The following is a 19,630-nucleotide window of genomic DNA, read 5'->3' on the forward strand; positions in this document are numbered from 1 at the left end:
CTTTTTTTACATCTGTGGCTGGCGGAAAGAGAACTTTTCGTTAATTATTCATAGGTTATGTTGAGATGAAGGGTACCGCTATGTATGACAATCTGAAAAGTCTGGGCATTACCAATCCTGAAGAAATCGATCGTTACAGCCTGCGGCAAGAAGCCAACAACGATATCCTGAAAATCTATTTCCAGAAGGATAGAGGCGAGTTCTTTGCCAAAAGCGTAAAGTTCAAATATCCCCGCCAGCGTAAAACCGTCGTCGCCGATGGTATCGGACAAGGTTACAAAGAGGTGCAGGAGATCAGTCCTAACCTGCGCTATGTGATCGATGAACTGGATCAGATCTGCCAGCGCGATCGCACGGAAGTCGATCTCAAACGTAAGATCCTGGATGATTTACGTCATCTGGAAAGCGTAGTCGCCAACAAGATCAACGAAATCGAAGCGGATCTGGAAAAACTAACGCGTAAGTAAGCTGTGTGTTGCCGGATGGCGGCGTGTTACGCCTTATCCGGCCTACAGGTAACTCCCGGTAGGCCTGATAAGCGTCGCGCCATCAGGCAATCAATGCTGCTCGTCCAGTTGCAGTGCGACATACAGCAACAGCCGATCGTCAAAATTGCCCAAATCCAGCCCCGTTAACTCAGAGATGCGGTTCAGACGGTATTCCAGCGTATTACGGTGAATAAAGAGCGCCTTCGACGTTGCCAGCGGCTGCACGTTATGGCGAAACCACGCGGCCAGCGTCCGGCGTAACAGCCCGTTATTATCCATCGCCTTCAGCTTTGAGAGCGGGCGCGCCAGCTCATTGGCCTGCCAGCCGCCACGCAGGCTGTCCAGCAGCACTGGCAGCATTAAATCCTGGTAAAAGTAGCTGCGTTGCTCCGGCATACGCTGCTTGCCCACCATCATGGTAGTACGCGCAGTGCGCCAGGAGCGGGCGATACTGCCCAGGCCGGTAAAATAGTTCCCCAGTGCGACCCGAAAGCGCAATTGCCCGTTCTCTTTCATCCGGGCAATCAACTGCTCAATACGCTTGCGATGGTCGTCCGCATCCCAGCGCCCAAACTGATTAAGCGCCGGTTTCAGCACAACCATTTCCGTCAAAGAAACGATAGCAATCAAATTGTTGCGTTCAGGCGTCGTTAACGCATTTTGCAGCTGCTGCAACTCCTCCATCGCGCTGTCAACGCCAAGCTGCCCGCTGTCCACTTCGACCACGGCAGCCACACGCGGTTGGTTCAGGTCGATACCCAGCCGCTGCGCCCACTCCGTCAACGCTGGCGTATTTTCCTCAGCCTGAATCAGGTTCATCACCAGTTCTTCACGCAGACGACTGTCCTGGGCCAGCAGATGCATCAGCCGCGACTGCTCCAGCATCATTTCGGCCGTCATACAGACCAGCTCACCGTATTTTCGCAGGTGTTGTGGCTCACCGGTTAAACCAATAACGCCGACGATCTCCCCTTCCAGGCGCAACGGCAGGTTGATCCCCTGGCGCACGCCGTGAAGATGCCGCGCCACCGCATCATCAATATCGACCACGCGCCCCTGCGACAGCACCAACAGCGCGCCTTCGTGCAATTCACCAATGCGCTCCCGATCGCCGCTACCGATAATACGCCCACGGGCATCCATTACGTTGATATTGGTATCGATGATGCGCATTGTGCGCGCCACAATATCCTGTGCCATTTTGGTATCAAGATGCCAGCCAGCCATAATCCCCTCCTGTGAGCAGAGCTCAAGCATAGGGAAGATGCTAACCTGCATCATTGTGCATCTGCACAAACTAAAGCAGAGAAGTATGGAGTTGTGGGGGGCCTCACAGAATGTGAGAAATGCCCTTTTCCCGGACAGGAAAAGGGCAAGAGAGGAAATTACTGCATCAGCAGATAGATGGTGCTATCGCCGCGCTGAATATTCAGCGCCAGAACAGAAGGTTTGCTGTCGAGGATTTTACGCAGCTCAGCGATGTTCTTAATCGCCTGCTGGTTGGCCCCCACAATCACATCCCCTTTCTTCAGGCCAATCTGCGCAGCCGGCGTATTCGGCTTCACGTTGCTGACAACAACGCCTTTATCCTGGCCTTTGTTGCTCATTTCCGCGCCTTCAATACCATTGAAGATGGAGCTGGAATCAACCTGATTCTGGCTGCTCTGTTGCAGTTCCAGGTTGACAGTCACCGGCTTGCCATCACGCAGCAGACCAAGGCTAATTTTGCTGCCTACCGGCATCGTACCCACCTGGGCGCGCAGCGCGGCAAAGCTGCTGATCGGCTTACCGTTCAGGGACGTGATCACGTCCCCGGCTTTAATACCGGCTTTCGCCGCAGAAGAGTTCGCCATCACCTGGCTGACAAACGCGCCGCGCTGGGCATCAACTTTCATCGCCTTCGCCAGTTCAGAGTTTAGCTCCGTCCCCATGATACCCAACTCACCGCGTTTAACCTGGCCATACTCCACCATCTGGGAGGTCAGGTTTTTCACCATGTTGCTGGGGATAGCAAAACCAATACCGATGTTGCCGCCGTCCGGCGCAAGAATCGCGGTGTTAATCCCGATCAGCTCGCCGTTCAGGTTCACCAGCGCGCCACCGGAGTTACCACGGTTGATGGCGGCATCCGTCTGGATAAAGTTTTCGTAGTTTTCCGCGTTCAGACCGCTACGGCCCAGTGCGGAGACGATACCGGAAGTCACCGTTTCGCCCAGACCAAACGGGTTGCCGATAGCGACGGTATAATCCCCCACGCGCAGCGCGTCGGAATCCGCCAGCTTAATGGCCGTCAGATTTTTCGGGTCCTGAATTTGAACCAGCGCGATATCAGAGCGCGGATCTTTACCGACGACCTTGGCGTCAAATTTACGGCCATCGCTCAGTTGAACTTTGATGACCGTCGCGTTATCCACCACATGGTTGTTGGTGACGACATAACCTTTTGCGGCATCAATAATGACGCCGGAGCCCAGCGCCATAAATTTCTGTTGCTGACCGCCGCCCTGACCCCCGCCCTGGCAGAACGGAGAACTCTGGAACGGCGAACCGTCCTGGCAGAATGGCGAATCATCGCCAAAGAACTGCTGGAAATTACGCGGCATACGCGGCGTGTTGACGGTTGTGCTACCTTCCACGTTGATACTCACCACCGATGGCATCACTTTTTCGAGCATCGGTGCCAGACTTGGCATCTGCTGGGCAGTCGTTGCCGAAGACGCCGTCTCAGCCGCCGTTGCAGACAGGGGGGACAGCGCCAAACCTAAACTCAGAGCCAGTGCACTCATTGCTAATGTGGTTTTTTTCATGTGTTTCAATCTCGATTAACAGATAACGCAAAATTGCTGTGTACGTCAGATTCGTTTTATAGCGCGAAGTTCCAGAATAAAGTTTCTGGAAAAAGTAAAAATTTATTGTCCATCTTTACAAAAGCGTATTTATTATTCAACCGCCATCAGACGCCGGTATTCATCCCAGGCGTACAGATCCGTCATCCCGCTGATATAATCCTGGATCAAACGGCAGCGATAATAATATTCCAGCGTGGGATACTCCGGCGCCTCCGACGATAATTTACTGACGGCCTCCACGTAAGCCAGGCGATGGCGCGTAGAGAGCTTCTGGAATAAACGAGATTCTATTGGAAAGCGCTTCACCCGCTCTTTTTCAACCAGTTCCCTGAAATCGACCAGGGACATACGTAATAACGGTTGGTAAATTTCTAATAACCCGCTGATGACGCGATAGCCCTGTAATTCCAGTTGTTCAACATCCGGGTGACTAAACACATGTTTTATCGCCACATTTTTATATAACTCAAGCAACTGGCTGAAGCTGCTTGCGTCTTCCAGCAGCGCATGATTGAAACTGCCGTCAAAGATTTGCGGCAGATTATCAATAAAACGCTGAGCCGCGTAGGGCACCAGTTTATTTAGCGTATTCACGCGTAAATACATAAAGAACTGATCTTCCGTACTGCGACTTAGCGAATTTGAGCGAGACTTTTCCCAGGCATTCTCAACAACCTGAGTAAACAGCGACCCTTTTTCATGGTGGCCCCATGCTTCGTAAAGATGGTGATATAACTGCTCAACGCTGAAGATTCTTTTCTCGACGGCATCTTCCAGATCGGCCACGCAATAAGAGATATCATCGGCGGCCTCCATAATCCATGTTAATGGGAAGCGGCTGTAAGGCGCTAACGCAAGTTCTTTACGTAACCTCTCAATATACGGCGCTTCAGAGAGATAATACCCCGGCTTCTTCATTAAATAACGGTGCGTCGCGGGCGTTTCTCCTCGCCACCATGCCGGGCGAGTGTATTTTAAAATGCCGCCCACCTGCGCCCAGGTCAGATTCATGCGCATTAATGTATGCACCAGGCGGATGCCCTGCGCGTTGCCCTCGAAATGACATAAATCCTGGCGCACCTTGCGACGAATATCATTCAAAGACTCCTCGCCTTCACGCAGACGCAGCGCCGCCACCGCGCAGCGATCGTCGCTAAGCGGCTGGCTTTCCGCATCCGCCGGGTGCAGGCGCTGGCGAAACCAGTCATTGATCGCCGCCTCGCCGAAATGACCAAACGGCGGATTGCCAATGTCATGCATCAGGCAGGACATTTCCACAATGCTCTCAAAGGGGCCGGTCAGTTCATCCAGACCGTATTGTTCCAGCAGCTTTAACTCTTTTAACCGGCTCAGGATCTCTTTCGCGATATAACGTCCGACCTGCTGCACCTCCATAGAATGCGTCAACCGCGTCCGAACGGCGGCGTTACGCTCCAGTGGAAAGACCTGCGTTTTTTGCTGAAGCCGACGGATCGCCGGGGAATTGATGATGCGTCCACGATCGCTTTCAAAGATCCGCAGGATCTCATGTTCGGTCTTCACACCCTGCGGTGAACGATAACGACGATGCCAGTTAATTTTATTTCGGAAATCGATCTGTGCCATGTCCTCTCCCGCCTGAGAAATGCGCTTCCCCTTAAGCGCATGATAGACTATGCCTTCAAATCTGGCTTATCGCGAGTAAATCTATGAAAATCGGCATCATTGGTGCAATGGAAGAAGAAGTTACGCTGCTGCGTGACAAAATCGAAAACCGTCAGACGATCACCCTGGGCGGTTGTGAAATTTACACCGGCCAACTGAACGGGACCGAGATTGCGCTGCTGAAATCCGGCATCGGTAAAGTCGCGGCGGCGCTGGGCGCAACGTTGCTGCTGGAACGTTGCAAGCCGGATGTCATTATTAATACCGGTTCCGCTGGCGGTCTGGCCCCGACGCTGACAGTCGGCGATATCGTCGTTTCCGATGAAGCGCGTTATCACGATGCCGACGTTACCGCGTTTGGTTATGAATTTGGTCAGCTCCCTGGCTGCCCGGCAGGTTTTAAAGCCGACGACGCGCTGATCGCGGCGGCGGAATCCTGCATCGCAAAACTCAACCTGAATGCGGTTCGCGGATTGATCGTCAGCGGCGACGCTTTCATTAACGGCTCCGTGGGCCTGGCGAAAATCCGCCACAATTTCCCGCAGGCGATTGCCGTGGAAATGGAAGCGACCGCGATCGCGCATGTCTGCCATAACTTCAACGTGCCTTTCGTGGTGGTTCGCGCCATCTCTGATGTGGCCGATCAGCAATCCCACCTCAGCTTTGACGAATTCCTGGCCGTAGCCGCGAAGCAGTCCAGCCTGATGGTTGAAACGCTGGTGCAGAAACTGGCGCATGGCTAAATTATTCTCCAGGGCGCTGGCCGCCCTGCTTTTAGCCCTTCCGCTGTGGCTTTGCGCCGCACCGCGCGTCGTTTCCCTCTCCCCTTCCAACACCGAACTTGCCTTTGCCGCAGGGATCATGCCCGTTGGCGTCAGCAGTTATTCCGACTATCCCCCGCAAGCGAAAAACATCGAAGAAGTCTCCACCTGGCAAGGGATGAATCTGGAACGTATTGTGGCGCTCAAACCCGACCTGGTCATCGCCTGGCGAGGGGGCAATGCTGAACGGCAGGTTAACCAGCTGGCGTCCCTGGGCATTAAAATCATGTGGGTGGATGCCGTAACCATTGAGCAGGTCGCCGACGCACTGCGCCAGCTTGCCGCATGGAGCCCTGAGCCAGAAAAAGCCAGACGTGCGGCGCAAACGCTGCTGGACGAGTATGCCGCGCTAAAGTCGCAGTACGCTGATAAACCGAAAAAACGCGTTTTTCTCCAGTTTGGCGCGAATCCGTTATTCACCAGCGGAAAAGGCTCCATCCAGAACCAGGTTCTGGAGGTCTGCGGCGGAGAAAATATTTTTGCGGGCAGTCGCGTCCCCTGGCCGCAGGTCAGCCGCGAGCAGGTGCTGGCCCGACATCCGCAGGCGATTGTCGTTACCGGCGATGCGGGCGAAATTCCTAAAATAGAACAATACTGGCAAAATCAGCTAAAAATCCCGGTTATACCGCTGAATGGTGACTGGTTTGAACGCGCGAGCCCGCGTATCATCCTCGCCGCAAAACAACTCTGTAATGCGCTTTCACAAGTAGAATAGAACCTGCGCAGTCAGGTTCTCAGTGGGGATTCGATAATGCTCGTCTATTGGCTGGATATTGTAGGCACAGCTGTCTTTGCTATCTCTGGCGTATTGCTGGCCGGAAAGTTGCGTATGGACCCGTTTGGCGTACTGGTATTGGGCGTCGTGACCGCAGTGGGCGGCGGGACGATCCGCGATATGGCGCTGGATAACGGGCCCGTCTTTTGGGTCAAAGATCCGACCGACCTGGTGGTGGCGATGGTCACCAGCATGCTCACCATTTTGCTGGTGCGCCAGCCGAGACGATTGCCTAAATGGATGCTTCCCGTGCTGGATGCCGTCGGCCTCGCGGTGTTCGTCGGTATTGGCGTCAATAAGGCGTTCCTTGCCGAAACAGGCCCGCTGGTCGCCATCTGTATGGGCGTGATTACCGGCGTCGGCGGCGGGATTATCCGCGACGTGCTGGCGCGTGAAGTGCCGATGATCTTACGCACGGAGATTTATGCCACGGCCTGTATTATCGGCGGCATCGTGCATGCGACGGCGTTTTATACCTTTTCCGTGCCGCTGGAAAGCGCCAGTATGATGGGGATGGTTGTGACGTTGATGATTCGTCTGGCCGCAATTCGTTGGCATTTAAAATTACCGACGTTTGCTCTGGATGAGAACGGGCGTTGATTTCACTGCCCGATGGCGCTGACGCTTATCGGGCCTACATTCAGGAACGCAGCAACACGCACCGTAGGCCGGATGAGACGCCCTGCGTCGCCATCCGGCAATACATCAGATACTAAAGGACGAACCACACCCGCAGGTGCTTTTCGCATTCGGGTTGGTGACCACAAAGCGGGAACCTTCCAGACCTTCGGTGTAATCGACAGCGCCGCCTACCAGATATTGCAGGCTCATCGGGTCAACCACCAGGCCAACACCCTGCTTCTCGATGGTCATATCACCTTCGTTTACCTGATCATCAAAGGTAAAACCGTACTGGAAACCGCTGCAACCACCGCCGGTGATATACACGCGCAGTTTCAGATTCGGGTTATCTTCGTCAGCGATCAGGCTTTTTACTTTCTTGGCTGCTGCTTCAGTAAATTGCAGTGGCAGCGCTACGTCATCACTCATTTTTTGCTCCAAACGACATTGGCAATTGGGCAAATTATAACCCAATCGTTATGGCATTATCTAATACCCTGGTATTTCATTCAAGTATTCTCACCAGCGACCGACCGCTGGCTTTTTGCCGCCTGCTCCGCATCCTGTTTCGCCAGCGTACGCGCAAGGATGGTGGAGTATAGCGGTTTTCCGCCCATAAATTGTGCTAATAGTGTTGCGCCAAGACAGGTAATAATCATTGGCAAAATGAGCTGATAGTTATCGGTCATCTCCAGCACTAACACGATTCCCGTTAAAGGCGCACGCACCGACGCCGCCAGCAACGCGCCCATTCCGGCAATCGCGAATGTTCCGGCTTCCAGATGGTACTGCGGAAAACACGCCGCAGCCGCCATACCAAATGCGGTGCCGAGCAACGTCCCCAACGCCAGCATTGGCGCAAAAATTCCGCCCGGCGCGCCGGATGAGAAACAAAGCAGCGTGGTAAGGACGCGGGCGATAAAAATAAACAGCAGCAGGCCTACGCTGTAATTCCCCGCCGCCGCAATGGGGATCAAATTAAATCCACCGCCCGCCGCTTCCGGCTCAATTAAGCCGAGAATACCGCACAGGCCGCCGATCGCGCCGCCCATCAGAACCCACCTTTTGATTTCGCCGCCGTGAAAACGCTGGAACATATCCTGAGTGCGCAATACCAGGTGATTGAACAGCGGCCCGACGCAGCCAAAAATCATGCCGAGGATTAAATATAACCATAGCGTATTAACCGGTGCGTTTGAGAGCTTCCCGACCTCAATAATCGGCGCTTCACCGTTAAAAATACGAAACACAATGCTCGACATGATCACGCCCGTAAACACGGCTTTGATCGAAATTAAATTGTAGCGAAACTGCGGGCGCATCTCTTCGATGATAAATAAGATCCCCGCCAGCGGCGCGTTAAAGGCTGCCGATAACCCTGCGGCCGCGCCGGTTGCCAGTAAGGTGTGACGCGCCTCGGCGCTACGCATACGGAAGAGGTCCAGCACCATTCGCCCGATATTGCCCCCGATTTGTACCGTCGGCCCTTCCCGCCCCAGCACCATGCCAGCGCCCAGCGTTCCCATACCGCCCACAAATTTCACCGGCAGCACGCGCCACCAGCGAACAGGACGCAACTCTTCCAGCGCGCCTTCTATTTCCGGGATGCCCGACCCACCGGCTTCTGGCGCAAACTTACGCACCAGAAAATAACCGACCATCGCCAGCAGCGCAGAGAGGATAAAGGCCAGCGGCCAGACCAGAATCGCGTAATCGGCCGTCTGAACGAGCGCGCCGATACGTAAGTTTTGCACCCAGGTCACGGCTTTCTCAAACGCGACGCCAATAAGGCCCGTGACGGTGCCGACCACCGCCGCCGTTAATAAGATGGCCAGCGGCGTTTTATCCCGCTGAAGTAGTCTGCGGATCAGATCCCCGCGCCGTAAGCGCACAACTTGCTGTGCTTCGAAAGTGGGAGTGTCTGTGTTCATCAGATGATCATTAATTGGTAATACAAATACAGAAGCGGCATTGTACCCGCCTGTTTCGGGAAAATCCCCTGTAAATCGCCATGTTTCAAATGCGCAAAATGTTCATAACCTTCTGTGAATAACTTAGAATAAAGGGCATTCACTTTTTCTACGAACCAGGAACCCCATCCATGAGCAAGTCTGAAAACCTCTACAGCGCAGCGCGCGAGCTTATCCCCGGCGGCGTCAACTCCCCTGTTCGCGCCTTCACTGGCGTGGGCGGCACCCCGCTGTTTATCGAAAAAGCAGACGGCGCGTATCTGTATGATGTCGATGGCAAAGCGTACATCGATTACGTCGGCTCCTGGGGTCCGATGGTGCTGGGCCATAACCACCCCGCCATCCGTAATGCAGTGATTGAAGCCGCTGCGCGCGGGCTGAGTTTCGGCGCGCCGACCGAGATGGAAGTTAAAATGGCGGAGCTGGTCACCGAACTGGTGCCGACTATGGACATGGTGCGGATGGTGAACTCCGGCACCGAAGCCACAATGAGTGCGATTCGCCTGGCGCGCGGCTTCACCGGTCGCGACAAGATCATCAAATTTGAAGGCTGCTACCACGGCCACGCCGACTGCCTGCTGGTGAAAGCGGGTTCCGGCGCACTGACGCTGGGCCAGCCGAACTCACCGGGCGTTCCGGCTGATTTCGCCAGACATACCCTGACCTGCACCTATAACGATCTGGCTTCTGTACGCGCGGCGTTCGAGCAATATCCGCAAGAGATTGCCTGTATTATCGTCGAGCCGGTGGCGGGCAATATGAACTGCATCCCTCCGCTGCCGGAATTCCTGCCGGGCCTGCGCGCCCTGTGCGACGAATTCGGCGCGCTGCTGATCATTGACGAAGTGATGACCGGTTTCCGCGTGGCGCTGGCGGGCGCACAGGATTATTACGGCGTAGTGCCGGATCTGACCTGTCTGGGCAAAATCATCGGCGGCGGTATGCCGGTAGGCGCATTTGGCGGACGCCGCGATGTGATGGACGCACTGGCGCCGACTGGCCCGGTTTACCAGGCGGGAACGCTTTCCGGCAACCCGATTGCCATGGCGGCGGGTTTCGCCTGCCTGACCGAAGTCGCCCAGCCGGGGATTCACGAGACGCTGGACGAACTGACGACCCGACTGGCAGAAGGCCTGCTGGACGCCGCGCAGGAAGCCAACATTCCACTGGTGGTGAATCACGTCGGCGGTATGTTCGGCATCTTCTTTACCGATGCGGAATCCGTAAACTGCTATCAGGATGTAATGGCATGCGACGTTGAGCGCTTCAAACGTTTCTTCCACATGATGCTGGATGAAGGCGTTTACCTGGCGCCGTCCGCCTTCGAGGCAGGCTTTATGTCCGTGGCGCACAGCATGGACGATATCAACAACACCATCGATGCCGCGCGTCGGGTATTTGCGAAGCTGTAAATTGTCATTGCCGGGTGGCGCTTACGCTTACCCGGCCTACATATGGCGCCGTAGGCCGGATAAGGCACCATTACCGGCTCTGCTTACGTAACAGATAAATAAAATACGGCGCGCCGATAAACGTCGAGAGCAATCCCGCCGGGATCTGATACGGGAACAACACCATTCTGCCGCACCAGTCGGCGAAAACCAGCAGTATTCCCCCCGCCAGCGCCGACATAATCATATGCGGCATCGTGCGGCGAAAACCGAGCATCCGCGCGATATGCGGCGCCATCAGCCCGACGAAGCTCAGCGGCCCAATGGTCATCGTCGCGGTCGCCGTCAGACAGGCCGCCAGCAACAACAGCCCAACACGCGATGGCGTCAACGCGATACCCACCGCCCGCGCCGTCTCGCCGCCCAGCGGTAAAATGGTTAACCAGCGACGACACAGCGGCGTAATCGCCAGCAGAATCACCATCACAATGCCAGTGCGTACCACCTGTTCTTCCGACGCGTTGTAGGTCGAACCGGAAATCCAGGTCAGCACTCCCGCCATGCGCGGATCGCCGCTCGCCTGTAACATCATCAACAGCATCGTAAACGCCGTACTGAGCGCCATCCCCGCCAGCAGCATACGGTGCGGAGAAAAGCCCCCGCGTCCTGCCGCGACCATGATGATCAGCAACGTCGCCGCCGCGCCGATGCTCCCGGCAGGCAGCAGCCAGCCAAAGGCGTTACCCGGCACCAGGAATAGCATCAGTACCACGCCGAACGCCGCGCCGGAGCTGATACCCAGCACTTCCGGGCTGGCCATCGGGTTTCCGGTCAGGCGTTGAATAATGCACCCCGCTACCGCCAGCATCACGCCCGCAATCAATGCCGCCAGAATACGCGGCCAGCGCCAGGGCATCAGTTCATCCAGCAGCGCGCCGCTCGCCCAGTTCCAGCCGTGCGCGTCACGGCCAAAAGAGAGCGCCACGAACACCGCCAGCAGCAGCACGACACCGCCTGCCAGCGCAAAACTCAACACATGCTGGCGTTCCGCCGCTACGCGGTCATTGGCGTTCATTGCCGGCGCGCTCATGCTGCGCAGACGCGGCAGCAGCCACAGCAACAGCGGCGCGCCAATCAGCGCCGTCACGGAACCCGTGGAGACCTCCATCCAGACGCGGGTCAGCCACAAAATGGTCTGATCGGAAAGCCAAAGGATCAGCGCGCCAATCAGCGGCGCCAGCATCAGGCGCGCCAGTAAGCGACGCGCCCCAAGCATTTTCGCCAGCAGCGGGGCGAACAGGCCGATAAAGCCGATAATCCCAACGGCGTTAACCAGCATCGCGCTGAGCACGATCGCCAGCGATAAAGCCGCCAGACGCGCCAGCGACAAGGCCAGCCCCAGATTGCGCGCCACGCCGTCATCCAGCCCCATCAGGGTCATCGGACGCAGCAATAGCAAGGTGAGCATCACGCCGCCCAGCAGCTGCGGCCACAGCCTCTGCACCCCACTCCAGTCGGTTTGCGTCAGCGTTCCGGTGCTCCACAGGAACATGCTTTGCAACTGGTCGTGGTGGAAAATCACCATCAGCTGGTTAATCGCCCCGCAATACAGGCTCACCACCAGACCGGCGAGAATCAGCGTAACCGGTGACAGGCGTTTTCCCCAGGCGACGCCAAACACCAGCGCCCCCACCACGCACGCGCCTGCCAGCGCCGCAAATTGCGTGGCCATCGCGCCGGGAATCGCCCATAGCGTCGTTACAGTAATCCCGAGCTGCGCCCCTGTCGCCACGCCGAGCGTCGTTGGCTCCGCCAGCGGGTTACGCAGCACCTGCTGGAACAATACGCCCACCAGCCCAAGTCCGGCCCCGACCAGCAAGGCGATCACCAGGCGTGGTAGCAGGCTATAGTGGAAAATCATTTGCTCAATGCTGTCGATATCCGGCGACCAGAACGCTTGCTGCCACTGGCTGCGCGGCAATGCGATGGAGAAGTTAAACCAGGTCAGCCAGGCAGCGGCGATAAATAACACCGCCAGCAGCAACGCCGGAAATAGCGCAATACGTCGGCTCACGCTTTACCTCCCAGCGCATTATCCAGAATGCGCATGAAACGCATGCTCGACAGCGTCGCGCCATAAAACCAGACGGCAGGCACGCGCTGAAAACGTCCGGCGCGCACAAACGGCATCGCCTGCCACAGCGGCGTCGCCATCAGCGCAGCCATATCCGGGTTATTGCCGTGATCAAAACAGAGGACGTCAGCGTCTTTATAGGCCGCCAGCCGGTCGATACCGACCGCAGTGCTGCCCCAGAAATTGGTTTCCCCCTGCCAGGCATTGCGAATGCCGAACGCGTCCAGCGTCTCCTGGAATAAGCAGTTCGGGCCGAAAACCAGCATATGGCGCGGATCGAGCAACGTCATCAGCAGCAGAGGCCGGTCGCCACGCCGGGCAAAGCGCGGTTTCTGGCTGTCGATAAAGCTATCGTATTCCGCCAGATGGCGGCTGGCCGCAGACTCAAGATTAAGCAGTTGCGCCATTTCAATTAACGACTGACGCGCTACCGCTAACGGTTTTTTGCCGTCGCTGAAGCTAAAGCCGCGCCCCGGCGCGATACGCGCCAGCTTTTCAGGCGAAGGGCCATAGCCTGCCGACCAGACCATAAATGAGGGCTTCATTTCGGTCAGCAGTTCCAGATTAGGTTCGGTACGCAGCCCAACGTCAATGACCGACTCCGGCAATGCGGGCTCGTTAACCCACAGGCGATAATTGGGAATATCCGCCACGCCGTAAGGCATGATGCCGAGCGCTAACAGCAGCTCTACCGGCAACCACTCCAGGGCGACAATACGATGAGGATCGACGGTTGCGGCCCGGGCTTGCCCCATTTGCCAGAGCAGAGGAGAAAGCGCCATCGCCGTTAACAATCGACGTCGGGTAATAGAATGTAAACCGCTCATTAATAGACAAAACTCACGGGTGCGGCGCCAGCCGGATGCGGCAAAATTCCCATCGGGATGCCATAAATCAGCTCCAGCGTTTCACCACGCATCAACTCTGCTGGCGTACCCTGGGCAATCATTTCGCCACCGCGCAGCGCCACCAGATAATCACAGTAGCGGGCCGCCATGTTGATGTCGTGCAAAACGGCAATCACCGTCAGCCCACGCTGCTGGCTTAAGCGGTGCACCAGCGCCAGCACATCAACCTGATGCGCGATATCCAGCGCGGAGGTGGGTTCGTCGAGTAGCAAACAGCGGCTATCCTGGGCCACCAGCATGGCGATCCACGCCCGCTGACGTTCCCCACCGGAGAGGCTGTCCACCAGACGGTGCGCCAGTGGTTTTAGTCCCACCAGCGTAATCGCCTCTTCCACTTTTTCTCTGTCGGTTACGCCAAAACGACCCAGCGCGCCGTGCCACGGATAACGCCCAATCGCCACCAGCTCGCGCACCGTCATCCCTTCCGCCTGCGGAAGCTGCTGCGGCAGATAGGCGACCTTGCGGGCAAACGCTTTACTGTTCCAGCTGTTCAACGGCTGATCGTCGAGCAACACGTCGCCTTCCGACGGCGGTTGATGCCGCCCCAGCATTTTCAGTAAGGTTGATTTACCTGAACCGTTGTGACCAATAAGCCCGGTAACTTTACCCACCGGAAAGGTCAGCGAAAGAGGATGCAGAAGCGTGCGGCCAGGCACACGAAAGGAGACATTACGTAGGGCGAAAGTCGTGTCGGGACGGGTTGTGTTTTCCTGCATAGCGGCCAACTTGTAAAGCGGGCACGGCGAACCGTGCCCAAAGAGAAATTAGAAACGGAAGGTTGCGGTTGCAACGACCTGACGCTCCGCGCCCCAGAAGCAGCCATAGGTGTTAAAGCAGCTTGCGACGTACTCACGGTCAAACAAGTTGTTCACATGCAGCGCCACGTTAGACCCAGCCATACCAACGCGCGCCAGATCGTAACGTACTAACGCATCCACCAGCGTATAGCTCCCCACTTTGAAGGAGTTTGCCGGGTCGCCATAGCTGGAGCCAGTATAACGAACACCCGTACCCAACGTCAGCCCGGAAAGCGCGCCGTCATAGAGGGTGTAATCACCCCACAATGATGCCATATGTTTAGGCACCTGAGCAGGCGTGTTGCCTTTGTAGCTGGTGTCGGTAGTGTATTCCGCATCGGTATAGGTATAAGAACCAACCACGTTGACGCTTGCAGACAGCGCGGCTTTCGCTTCAATTTCCACACCACGTGAACGAATTTCACCGCCTTCGACTGACCAGGACGATCCATTCGGGTCGGGCATCAGATTGTTGGTTTTGGTGAGCTGATACACTGCACCGGTAATCACGATCGGACGATCGCTCGGCACGTATTTCACGCCAGCTTCGTACTGCTTACCTTTGGATGGAGCAAAGATATTACCGCTTTCCCCCGTCTGCGAAGCCGGTTCAAACGACTCGCTATAGCTGAAATACGGGGTTACGCCATTGTCGAACAGGTAGTTAACACCGCCACGCCAGGTGAACTGTTTGTCGTCGCGCTTATCGGTAGTACCGTAAACACGGTTGAAGGACTCCTGGTCAGCCCAGTCGTAACGACCGCCCAGAGTAACCAGCACCTTATCCCATTGCATCTGATCCTGCACGTACAAGCCAGTTTGCTTCTGCTTATTCAGCACTTTGTAAGGGCCTGAAGGGCCAGGATGTGAGCCAAAATCGAAGTCACTGCGATCAAGGTTATAGATGTCGGACGGCGTTACAGAACCAGCATAGCCAAACCAGGAGTCAATATCGTTACGCATACGCATAAAGTCAACGCCGGTCAGCAGCGTGTGATCCACATCGGCCGTTGCAAACTTGCTTTGCAGTTGGGTATCGACAGCGAAGTTCTGCAATTTCTCATTATCGATAACGTACTGACGAGTCAGCGTATGACCCCAATCTGACTGAGGAACGCTGGCGCAAGGACTATTAGCCGGATCCTTTGTATAGAGCGGATCGGAGCACATACCGTAGCCATACACGCTGTTCTGCGAGACTTTATTTTGCGCGTAACGCAGGTTCTGACGCACGGTAAAGGTGTCGTTAAATTCGTGGTCGAAGCTGTAGCCCACCATCTTCTCGTTACGAGAATAGGTATTGTTGTTCGCACCTTCGTTGAAATCGGTAGAGAGACGCTTACCGTTCGGTAACTTAGTCACTGTCCCTTCTTTCGGCAGCCAGCCGTAATAACCTGTTTCCGGTTCATTCTGGAAATAAGATAAGAAGGTAAAGTTGGTTTTATCATTCGGACGCCAGCTGAAAGATGGCGCGATGGCATAACGCTGTTCTTCCGCACCTTGCTGCTGGGCATTCGCAGAACGCGCAAGGCCGGTTAAGCGATAAGAGTAAACACCATCGTCATCCAGAGCATCACTAAAGTCAAAACCGGTCTGGAACAGGCTGTCGGTGCCCATCTTGAACTGAACTTCTTTCAGCGGTTCCGTGGTTGGACGCTTGCTGACCATGTTCAACAAACCACCAGGGTTGCTTTTTCCGTAGAGAACGGAAACCGGGCCGCGCATGACTTCAGCGCGCTCCAGCATATAAGGGTCAATCACCGCATCATTGTAAAAGTTACCCTGCATCTTCAGGCCATTCAGATAGTTGTTCTGACTTTGGCCGTCAGCGGCGAAACCGCGGATGATCAGGTAATCATAAGTGTTAGACGCGCCACGAGTGCCCACGGCAACACCAGGAGTGTAGCTGAGCGCCTCTTTCACAGATTTAGGCTGATGCAGCGCCATCTCCTCGGCAGTTACCACAGAAATAGACTGTGGCACCTTTTGAATGGGGGTATCCGTTTTGGTCGCTGTGGCGGATTGTCTGGCCGCGATGGTCGCCGCCGGCCCCCAGGCACTTTCCTGCTGGGCAGGTGCAGCGGTTACGGTGATAGTTTCTTCTTTCGGTTCAACCGCCGCCTGTGCATAGACAGACATGCCGCTAACCGCTGTGGCTACTACGACTGCGATTTTACGCAGCGAAGAGTTTGGCTGAGCAGTTTTAAGACGCGCCATTGGTATATCTCTAATGAAAAGTGAATGATAACGTAAACGAGAATTATTCTTATGACCGCAGCATAATATTCGAAACGTTGGCGCGATAGCAAGCAATACGCGCCCCTATCAAAACTAAGGGGTTAAGAAATAACCAGATGAAAAGGAAGGGTTAATGATTTAGGCTGGAATGTTATTCTGCGGAAATTTGCCGGATGGCAGCGCTGACGCGCCTTATCCGGCCTACGGTTCGCGCCTGTTTTTGCCATCTTGCCGGATGGCGACGCTGGCGCGTCTTATCCGGCCTACAAGATCCAATGCGTTTATTGGTTCCGTAGGCCTGATAAGCGCAGCGCCATCAGGCGCAACGGTTAGTTACTACCAAACATATCCTTGATCCACCCCGCCACGCCGTCGCTGTCTTTCTTCTCCTGCTGCGCCGGTTGCTGCTGTTGAGGCTGCTGTTGCTGCGAAGAAGACTGATCGAACGGGTTCCCGGTCGGCTGCTGCTGTTGCATCATTTCGCCCTGCTGGCACAGCGCGTCCGGGTCGGTCGTCCAGACCGGCAGCGCTCGCATTCCACCGCTACAGACGAAATTACCGTCGTAATCGACGCCCATATCCACCACATCTTCCGGCGGCGTCAGCGTCAGCGGCGTTGGCGTTTGGTTCGCCAGATAACGCTGATAAATCGACATCGCGCCGCTGGCGCCGTACAGTTTCGTCGGCTGGTTATTATCGCGACCCACCCAGGTAATCGTCACCTGGCTGCCATCAATCCCTGCAAACCAGGTATCGACATTGTTGTTGGTAGTCCCGGTTTTACCCGCCAGATGCAGACCCGGATACTTCGCGCCCAGCTGACGCCCGGTGCCGCGCTGCACAACCTGCTGCATCGTCCACAACGTCATATACGCCGCCTGCGCCGGAACCGCGCGCTCAGCCTGCGGGAAGCTCTGATACAGCACCGTACCGTCTTCCGCAATCACCGAACGCAATGCTGACAACGGCGCCCGGTTGCCGCCGCTGGCGATGGTCTGGAACGCTTGCGCCACTTCGATTGGCGTCAGGTTCAGCGCCCCCAGCAGCATGGCCGGAACCGGATGCAGCTGATCTTTCGGCACGCCCAGCTTCATCCAGGTATCGGTGACGGCAGGAAGCCCCAGCGCCATCCCCAGATTCACCGTCGGTACGTTCATGGAGCGCGTCAGCGCGTCCACCAGCATCACTTTGCCACTTTCGCTGTAACGACGGTCATCGTTCTGCGGAGACCAGACCTGCCCGTTCGGCTGACGAAGCGCGATCGGCGCGTCGGCAATCCAGGTGTTCAGGCGATACAGCTTCGGCTGGCTTAACGCCGTCAGATAGGTCGCCGGTTTTGCCAGAGAGCCGATAGAACGGCGCGCCTGCATCGCACGGTTGTACCCGGCGAACTGCGGCTCCGCCCCGCCGACCATCGCACGCACCTCACCGCTGAAGCGGTCTACCACCACAATCGCGGTTTCCAGATCGCTCAGATTGCGCTGTTTCTTCAGCGCCGGAATGCCCTCAACGGCCGCTTTTTCAGCCGCATCCTGCGCCACGGAATCAAAAGTGGTGAAGATCTTCACGCCAGAAAGGTCTTTCACTTTGTCGCCGAGCTTCGCCTGCAACTCCTGACGCACCATCTGCATAAAGGCTGGCTGTGGCGAGATCACCCCGCCGCGCGGCTGCACGCCCAGCGGACGCGCGCTCAGCATGTCGTACAGCTCCTGGTCGATCACCTGCTGTTGTTGCAGCAGACGCAGCACCAGATTACGACGCTCCAGCGCCAGTTTCGGGTTACGCCACGGGTTGTAGATTGACGCCCCTTTCACCATCCCCACCAGCAGCGCCTGCTGATCGAGGCTCAACTCTTCGACCGGGCGGCCAAAGTAGTACAGGCTCGCCAGCGGGAAGCCGCGAATCTCGTTATCGCCGCTCTGGCCGAGATAGACTTCGTTCATGTACAACTCAAGGATCCTGTCCTTGCTGTAGCGCGCATCCATCAGCAGCGCCATGTAAGCTTCGTTCGCTTTACGCCAGTAGGAGCGTTCGCTGGTGAGGAACAGGTTTTTCACCAGCTGTTGCGTCAGCGTACTCGCCCCCTGAACCGTGCGCCCGGCGGTAAGGTTCGCCAGCACCGCACGACCGATGGAATACAGGCTAACGCCATCGTGCTCATAGAAATGACGGTCTTCCGTCGCCAGCAGCGTATCCACCAGCAGATCCGGGAAACCGCTGCGCGGCACGAACAGGCGCTGTTCGCCGTTCGGCGAAGAGAGCATGGTGATCAGGCGCGGATCGAGACGGAAGAAACCAAACTGGCGGTTGTTATCCATATTCACGATCGTATCCAGATGGCCGCCGTCAAAGGTCAGACGCGCACGCACCTGCCCTTCTTTGCTGTCCGGGAAGTCAAACGGACGGCGGATCATCTCGATGCTGTTCGCCTGTACGGTAAACTCGCCGGGACGCGTCATTTTCGTCACCTGACGGTACTGGGTGGCCTCCAGCAATTTCACCATTTCATTCTTGCTGACGGGCATTTCCGGCTCAAGGTTAACCATCCGGCCATATACCGCCGCAGGAAGCTGCCAGACTTTGCCATCAATACGGCTACGGATTTTTTGATCCAGATAGACGCCGTAGATCGCAATCAGCACGACAAAAACAATCGACAGTTTTAGCAGTAGCCAGAGCCAGCCACGCTTGCCACGAGGCTTACGCCCTTTGCCCTTACCGTTACGCGGCATCGGTTCTTCATCCTCATAGTCATCATCATAATCGTCGTCGTACTCTTCATCTCTGAGTCGACGACGGCTTACCTTTTGTTTCACCGGACGCGGTGGTTTCCCTTTGCGTCCAATTGGCTCGCGGTCATTCCCGGCCATGCTTTTTCTCCGCAACATACAGGCGCAAAGGCCCGATTCTCTGTCCTTCCGTCAGTCGACAGAAGAAGAAATCTCTCAATTTTCTGCCATGTTTATGCCGGATGGCGGCTTCGCCTTATCCAGC

At 56.1% G+C, this 19,630-nt stretch carries 15 protein-coding genes and 1 pseudogene; 5 read left to right on the plus strand and 11 right to left on the minus strand.

The window, feature by feature from the left end; translation table 11 throughout:
• The first annotated feature begins 80 nt into the window (after window positions 1-80).
• Window positions 81-467 (plus strand): DUF3461 family protein, encoded by a 387-nt coding sequence (locus FD428_RS17425; RefSeq protein ID WP_024130689.1) that lies wholly within the window; start codon window positions 81-83, stop codon window positions 465-467.
• Window positions 468-557: 90 nt separating this feature from the next.
• On the opposite strand, the gene cdaR is transcribed toward FD428_RS17425, so the two are convergent.
• From cdaR to dgt, 3 genes are all read right to left on the minus strand, one after another.
• Window positions 558-1,715, minus strand: a complete 1,158-nt coding sequence (cdaR, locus tag FD428_RS17430) for a DNA-binding transcriptional regulator CdaR (RefSeq protein ID WP_114847939.1) — start codon at window positions 1,713-1,715, stop codon at window positions 558-560.
• Between the two features lie 158 nt (window positions 1,716-1,873).
• On the minus strand, window positions 1,874-3,295 hold the full coding sequence (degP, locus tag FD428_RS17435) for a serine endoprotease DegP (protein WP_012133996.1): 1,422 nt from the start codon (window positions 3,293-3,295) through the stop codon (window positions 1,874-1,876).
• A 132-nt stretch (window positions 3,296-3,427) separates the two neighbouring features.
• Window positions 3,428-4,942 carry a dGTPase gene (gene dgt / locus FD428_RS17440; RefSeq protein ID WP_112001166.1) on the minus strand — a complete coding sequence of 505 codons (1,515 nt, stop codon included), beginning with the start codon at window positions 4,940-4,942 and terminating at the stop codon, window positions 3,428-3,430.
• 83 nt (window positions 4,943-5,025) lie between these two features.
• Between dgt and mtnN the strand changes: the two genes are divergently transcribed.
• From mtnN to FD428_RS17455, 3 genes are read left to right on the plus strand one after another with little or no spacing between them, the layout of a single operon-like run.
• Entirely contained in the window at window positions 5,026-5,724 is a 699-nt protein-coding gene (mtnN, locus tag FD428_RS17445; protein ID WP_012133998.1) for a 5'-methylthioadenosine/S-adenosylhomocysteine nucleosidase, read from the plus strand.
• Window positions 5,717-6,517: a vitamin B12 ABC transporter substrate-binding protein BtuF gene (gene btuF, locus FD428_RS17450; protein WP_114847940.1), complete on the plus strand. Its 801-nt coding sequence runs from the start codon at window positions 5,717-5,719 to the stop codon at window positions 6,515-6,517. Before mtnN ends, btuF begins: the two co-directional genes overlap by 8 nt.
• Before the next feature lie 36 nt (window positions 6,518-6,553).
• A complete protein-coding gene (locus FD428_RS17455) occupies window positions 6,554-7,177 on the plus strand; it encodes a TRIC cation channel family protein (RefSeq protein ID WP_012134000.1) in 624 nt (207 codons plus the stop codon).
• A gap of 105 nt (window positions 7,178-7,282) precedes the next feature.
• Here FD428_RS17455 and erpA read toward each other — a convergent pair whose 3' ends face one another.
• From erpA to clcA, 3 genes and pseudogenes are all read right to left on the minus strand, one after another.
• Window positions 7,283-7,627, minus strand: coding sequence for an iron-sulfur cluster insertion protein ErpA (gene erpA, locus FD428_RS17460; protein WP_012134001.1), 345 nt, complete (start codon window positions 7,625-7,627; stop codon window positions 7,283-7,285).
• Window positions 7,620-7,679, minus strand: a pseudogene (gene yadW / locus FD428_RS21765) (small protein YadW). Before yadW ends, erpA begins: the two are co-directional and overlap by 8 nt.
• Window positions 7,680-7,707: 28 nt before the next feature.
• The gene (clcA, locus tag FD428_RS17465) at window positions 7,708-9,129 is read right to left on the minus strand and encodes a H(+)/Cl(-) exchange transporter ClcA (protein ID WP_114847941.1); all 1,422 of its coding nucleotides are present in this window, start codon (window positions 9,127-9,129) and stop codon (window positions 7,708-7,710) included.
• A gap of 170 nt (window positions 9,130-9,299) precedes the next feature.
• On the opposite strand from clcA, the gene hemL reads away from it, so the two are divergent.
• On the plus strand, window positions 9,300-10,580 hold the full coding sequence (gene hemL / locus FD428_RS17470) for a glutamate-1-semialdehyde 2,1-aminomutase (protein ID WP_049011622.1): 1,281 nt from the start codon (window positions 9,300-9,302) through the stop codon (window positions 10,578-10,580).
• Between the two features lie 70 nt (window positions 10,581-10,650).
• On the opposite strand, the gene fhuB is transcribed toward hemL, so the two are convergent.
• From fhuB to mrcB, 5 genes are all read right to left on the minus strand, one after another.
• Entirely contained in the window at window positions 10,651-12,633 is a 1,983-nt protein-coding gene (fhuB, locus tag FD428_RS17475; RefSeq protein WP_114847942.1) for a Fe(3+)-hydroxamate ABC transporter permease FhuB, read from the minus strand.
• Window positions 12,630-13,520, minus strand: a complete 891-nt coding sequence (fhuD, locus tag FD428_RS17480) for a Fe(3+)-hydroxamate ABC transporter substrate-binding protein FhuD (protein WP_114847943.1) — start codon at window positions 13,518-13,520, stop codon at window positions 12,630-12,632. The genes fhuB and fhuD overlap by 4 nt, the downstream gene beginning before the upstream one ends.
• Window positions 13,520-14,317: a Fe3+-hydroxamate ABC transporter ATP-binding protein FhuC gene (gene fhuC, locus FD428_RS17485; RefSeq protein WP_112001170.1), complete on the minus strand. Its 798-nt coding sequence runs from the start codon at window positions 14,315-14,317 to the stop codon at window positions 13,520-13,522. Before fhuC ends, fhuD begins: the two co-directional genes overlap by 1 nt.
• A gap of 48 nt (window positions 14,318-14,365) precedes the next feature.
• Window positions 14,366-16,615 (minus strand): ferrichrome porin FhuA, encoded by a 2,250-nt coding sequence (fhuA, locus tag FD428_RS17490; RefSeq protein ID WP_012134008.1) that lies wholly within the window; start codon window positions 16,613-16,615, stop codon window positions 14,366-14,368.
• A gap of 350 nt (window positions 16,616-16,965) precedes the next feature.
• Window positions 16,966-19,506: a bifunctional glycosyl transferase/transpeptidase gene (gene mrcB / locus FD428_RS17495; protein ID WP_012134009.1), complete on the minus strand. Its 2,541-nt coding sequence runs from the start codon at window positions 19,504-19,506 to the stop codon at window positions 16,966-16,968.
• Window positions 19,507-19,630 lie beyond the last annotated feature (124 nt).

The sequence above is a fragment of the Citrobacter sp. TBCP-5362 genome (assembly GCF_005406305.1).
GTDB lineage: Bacteria > Pseudomonadota > Gammaproteobacteria > Enterobacterales > Enterobacteriaceae > Citrobacter_B > Citrobacter_B koseri.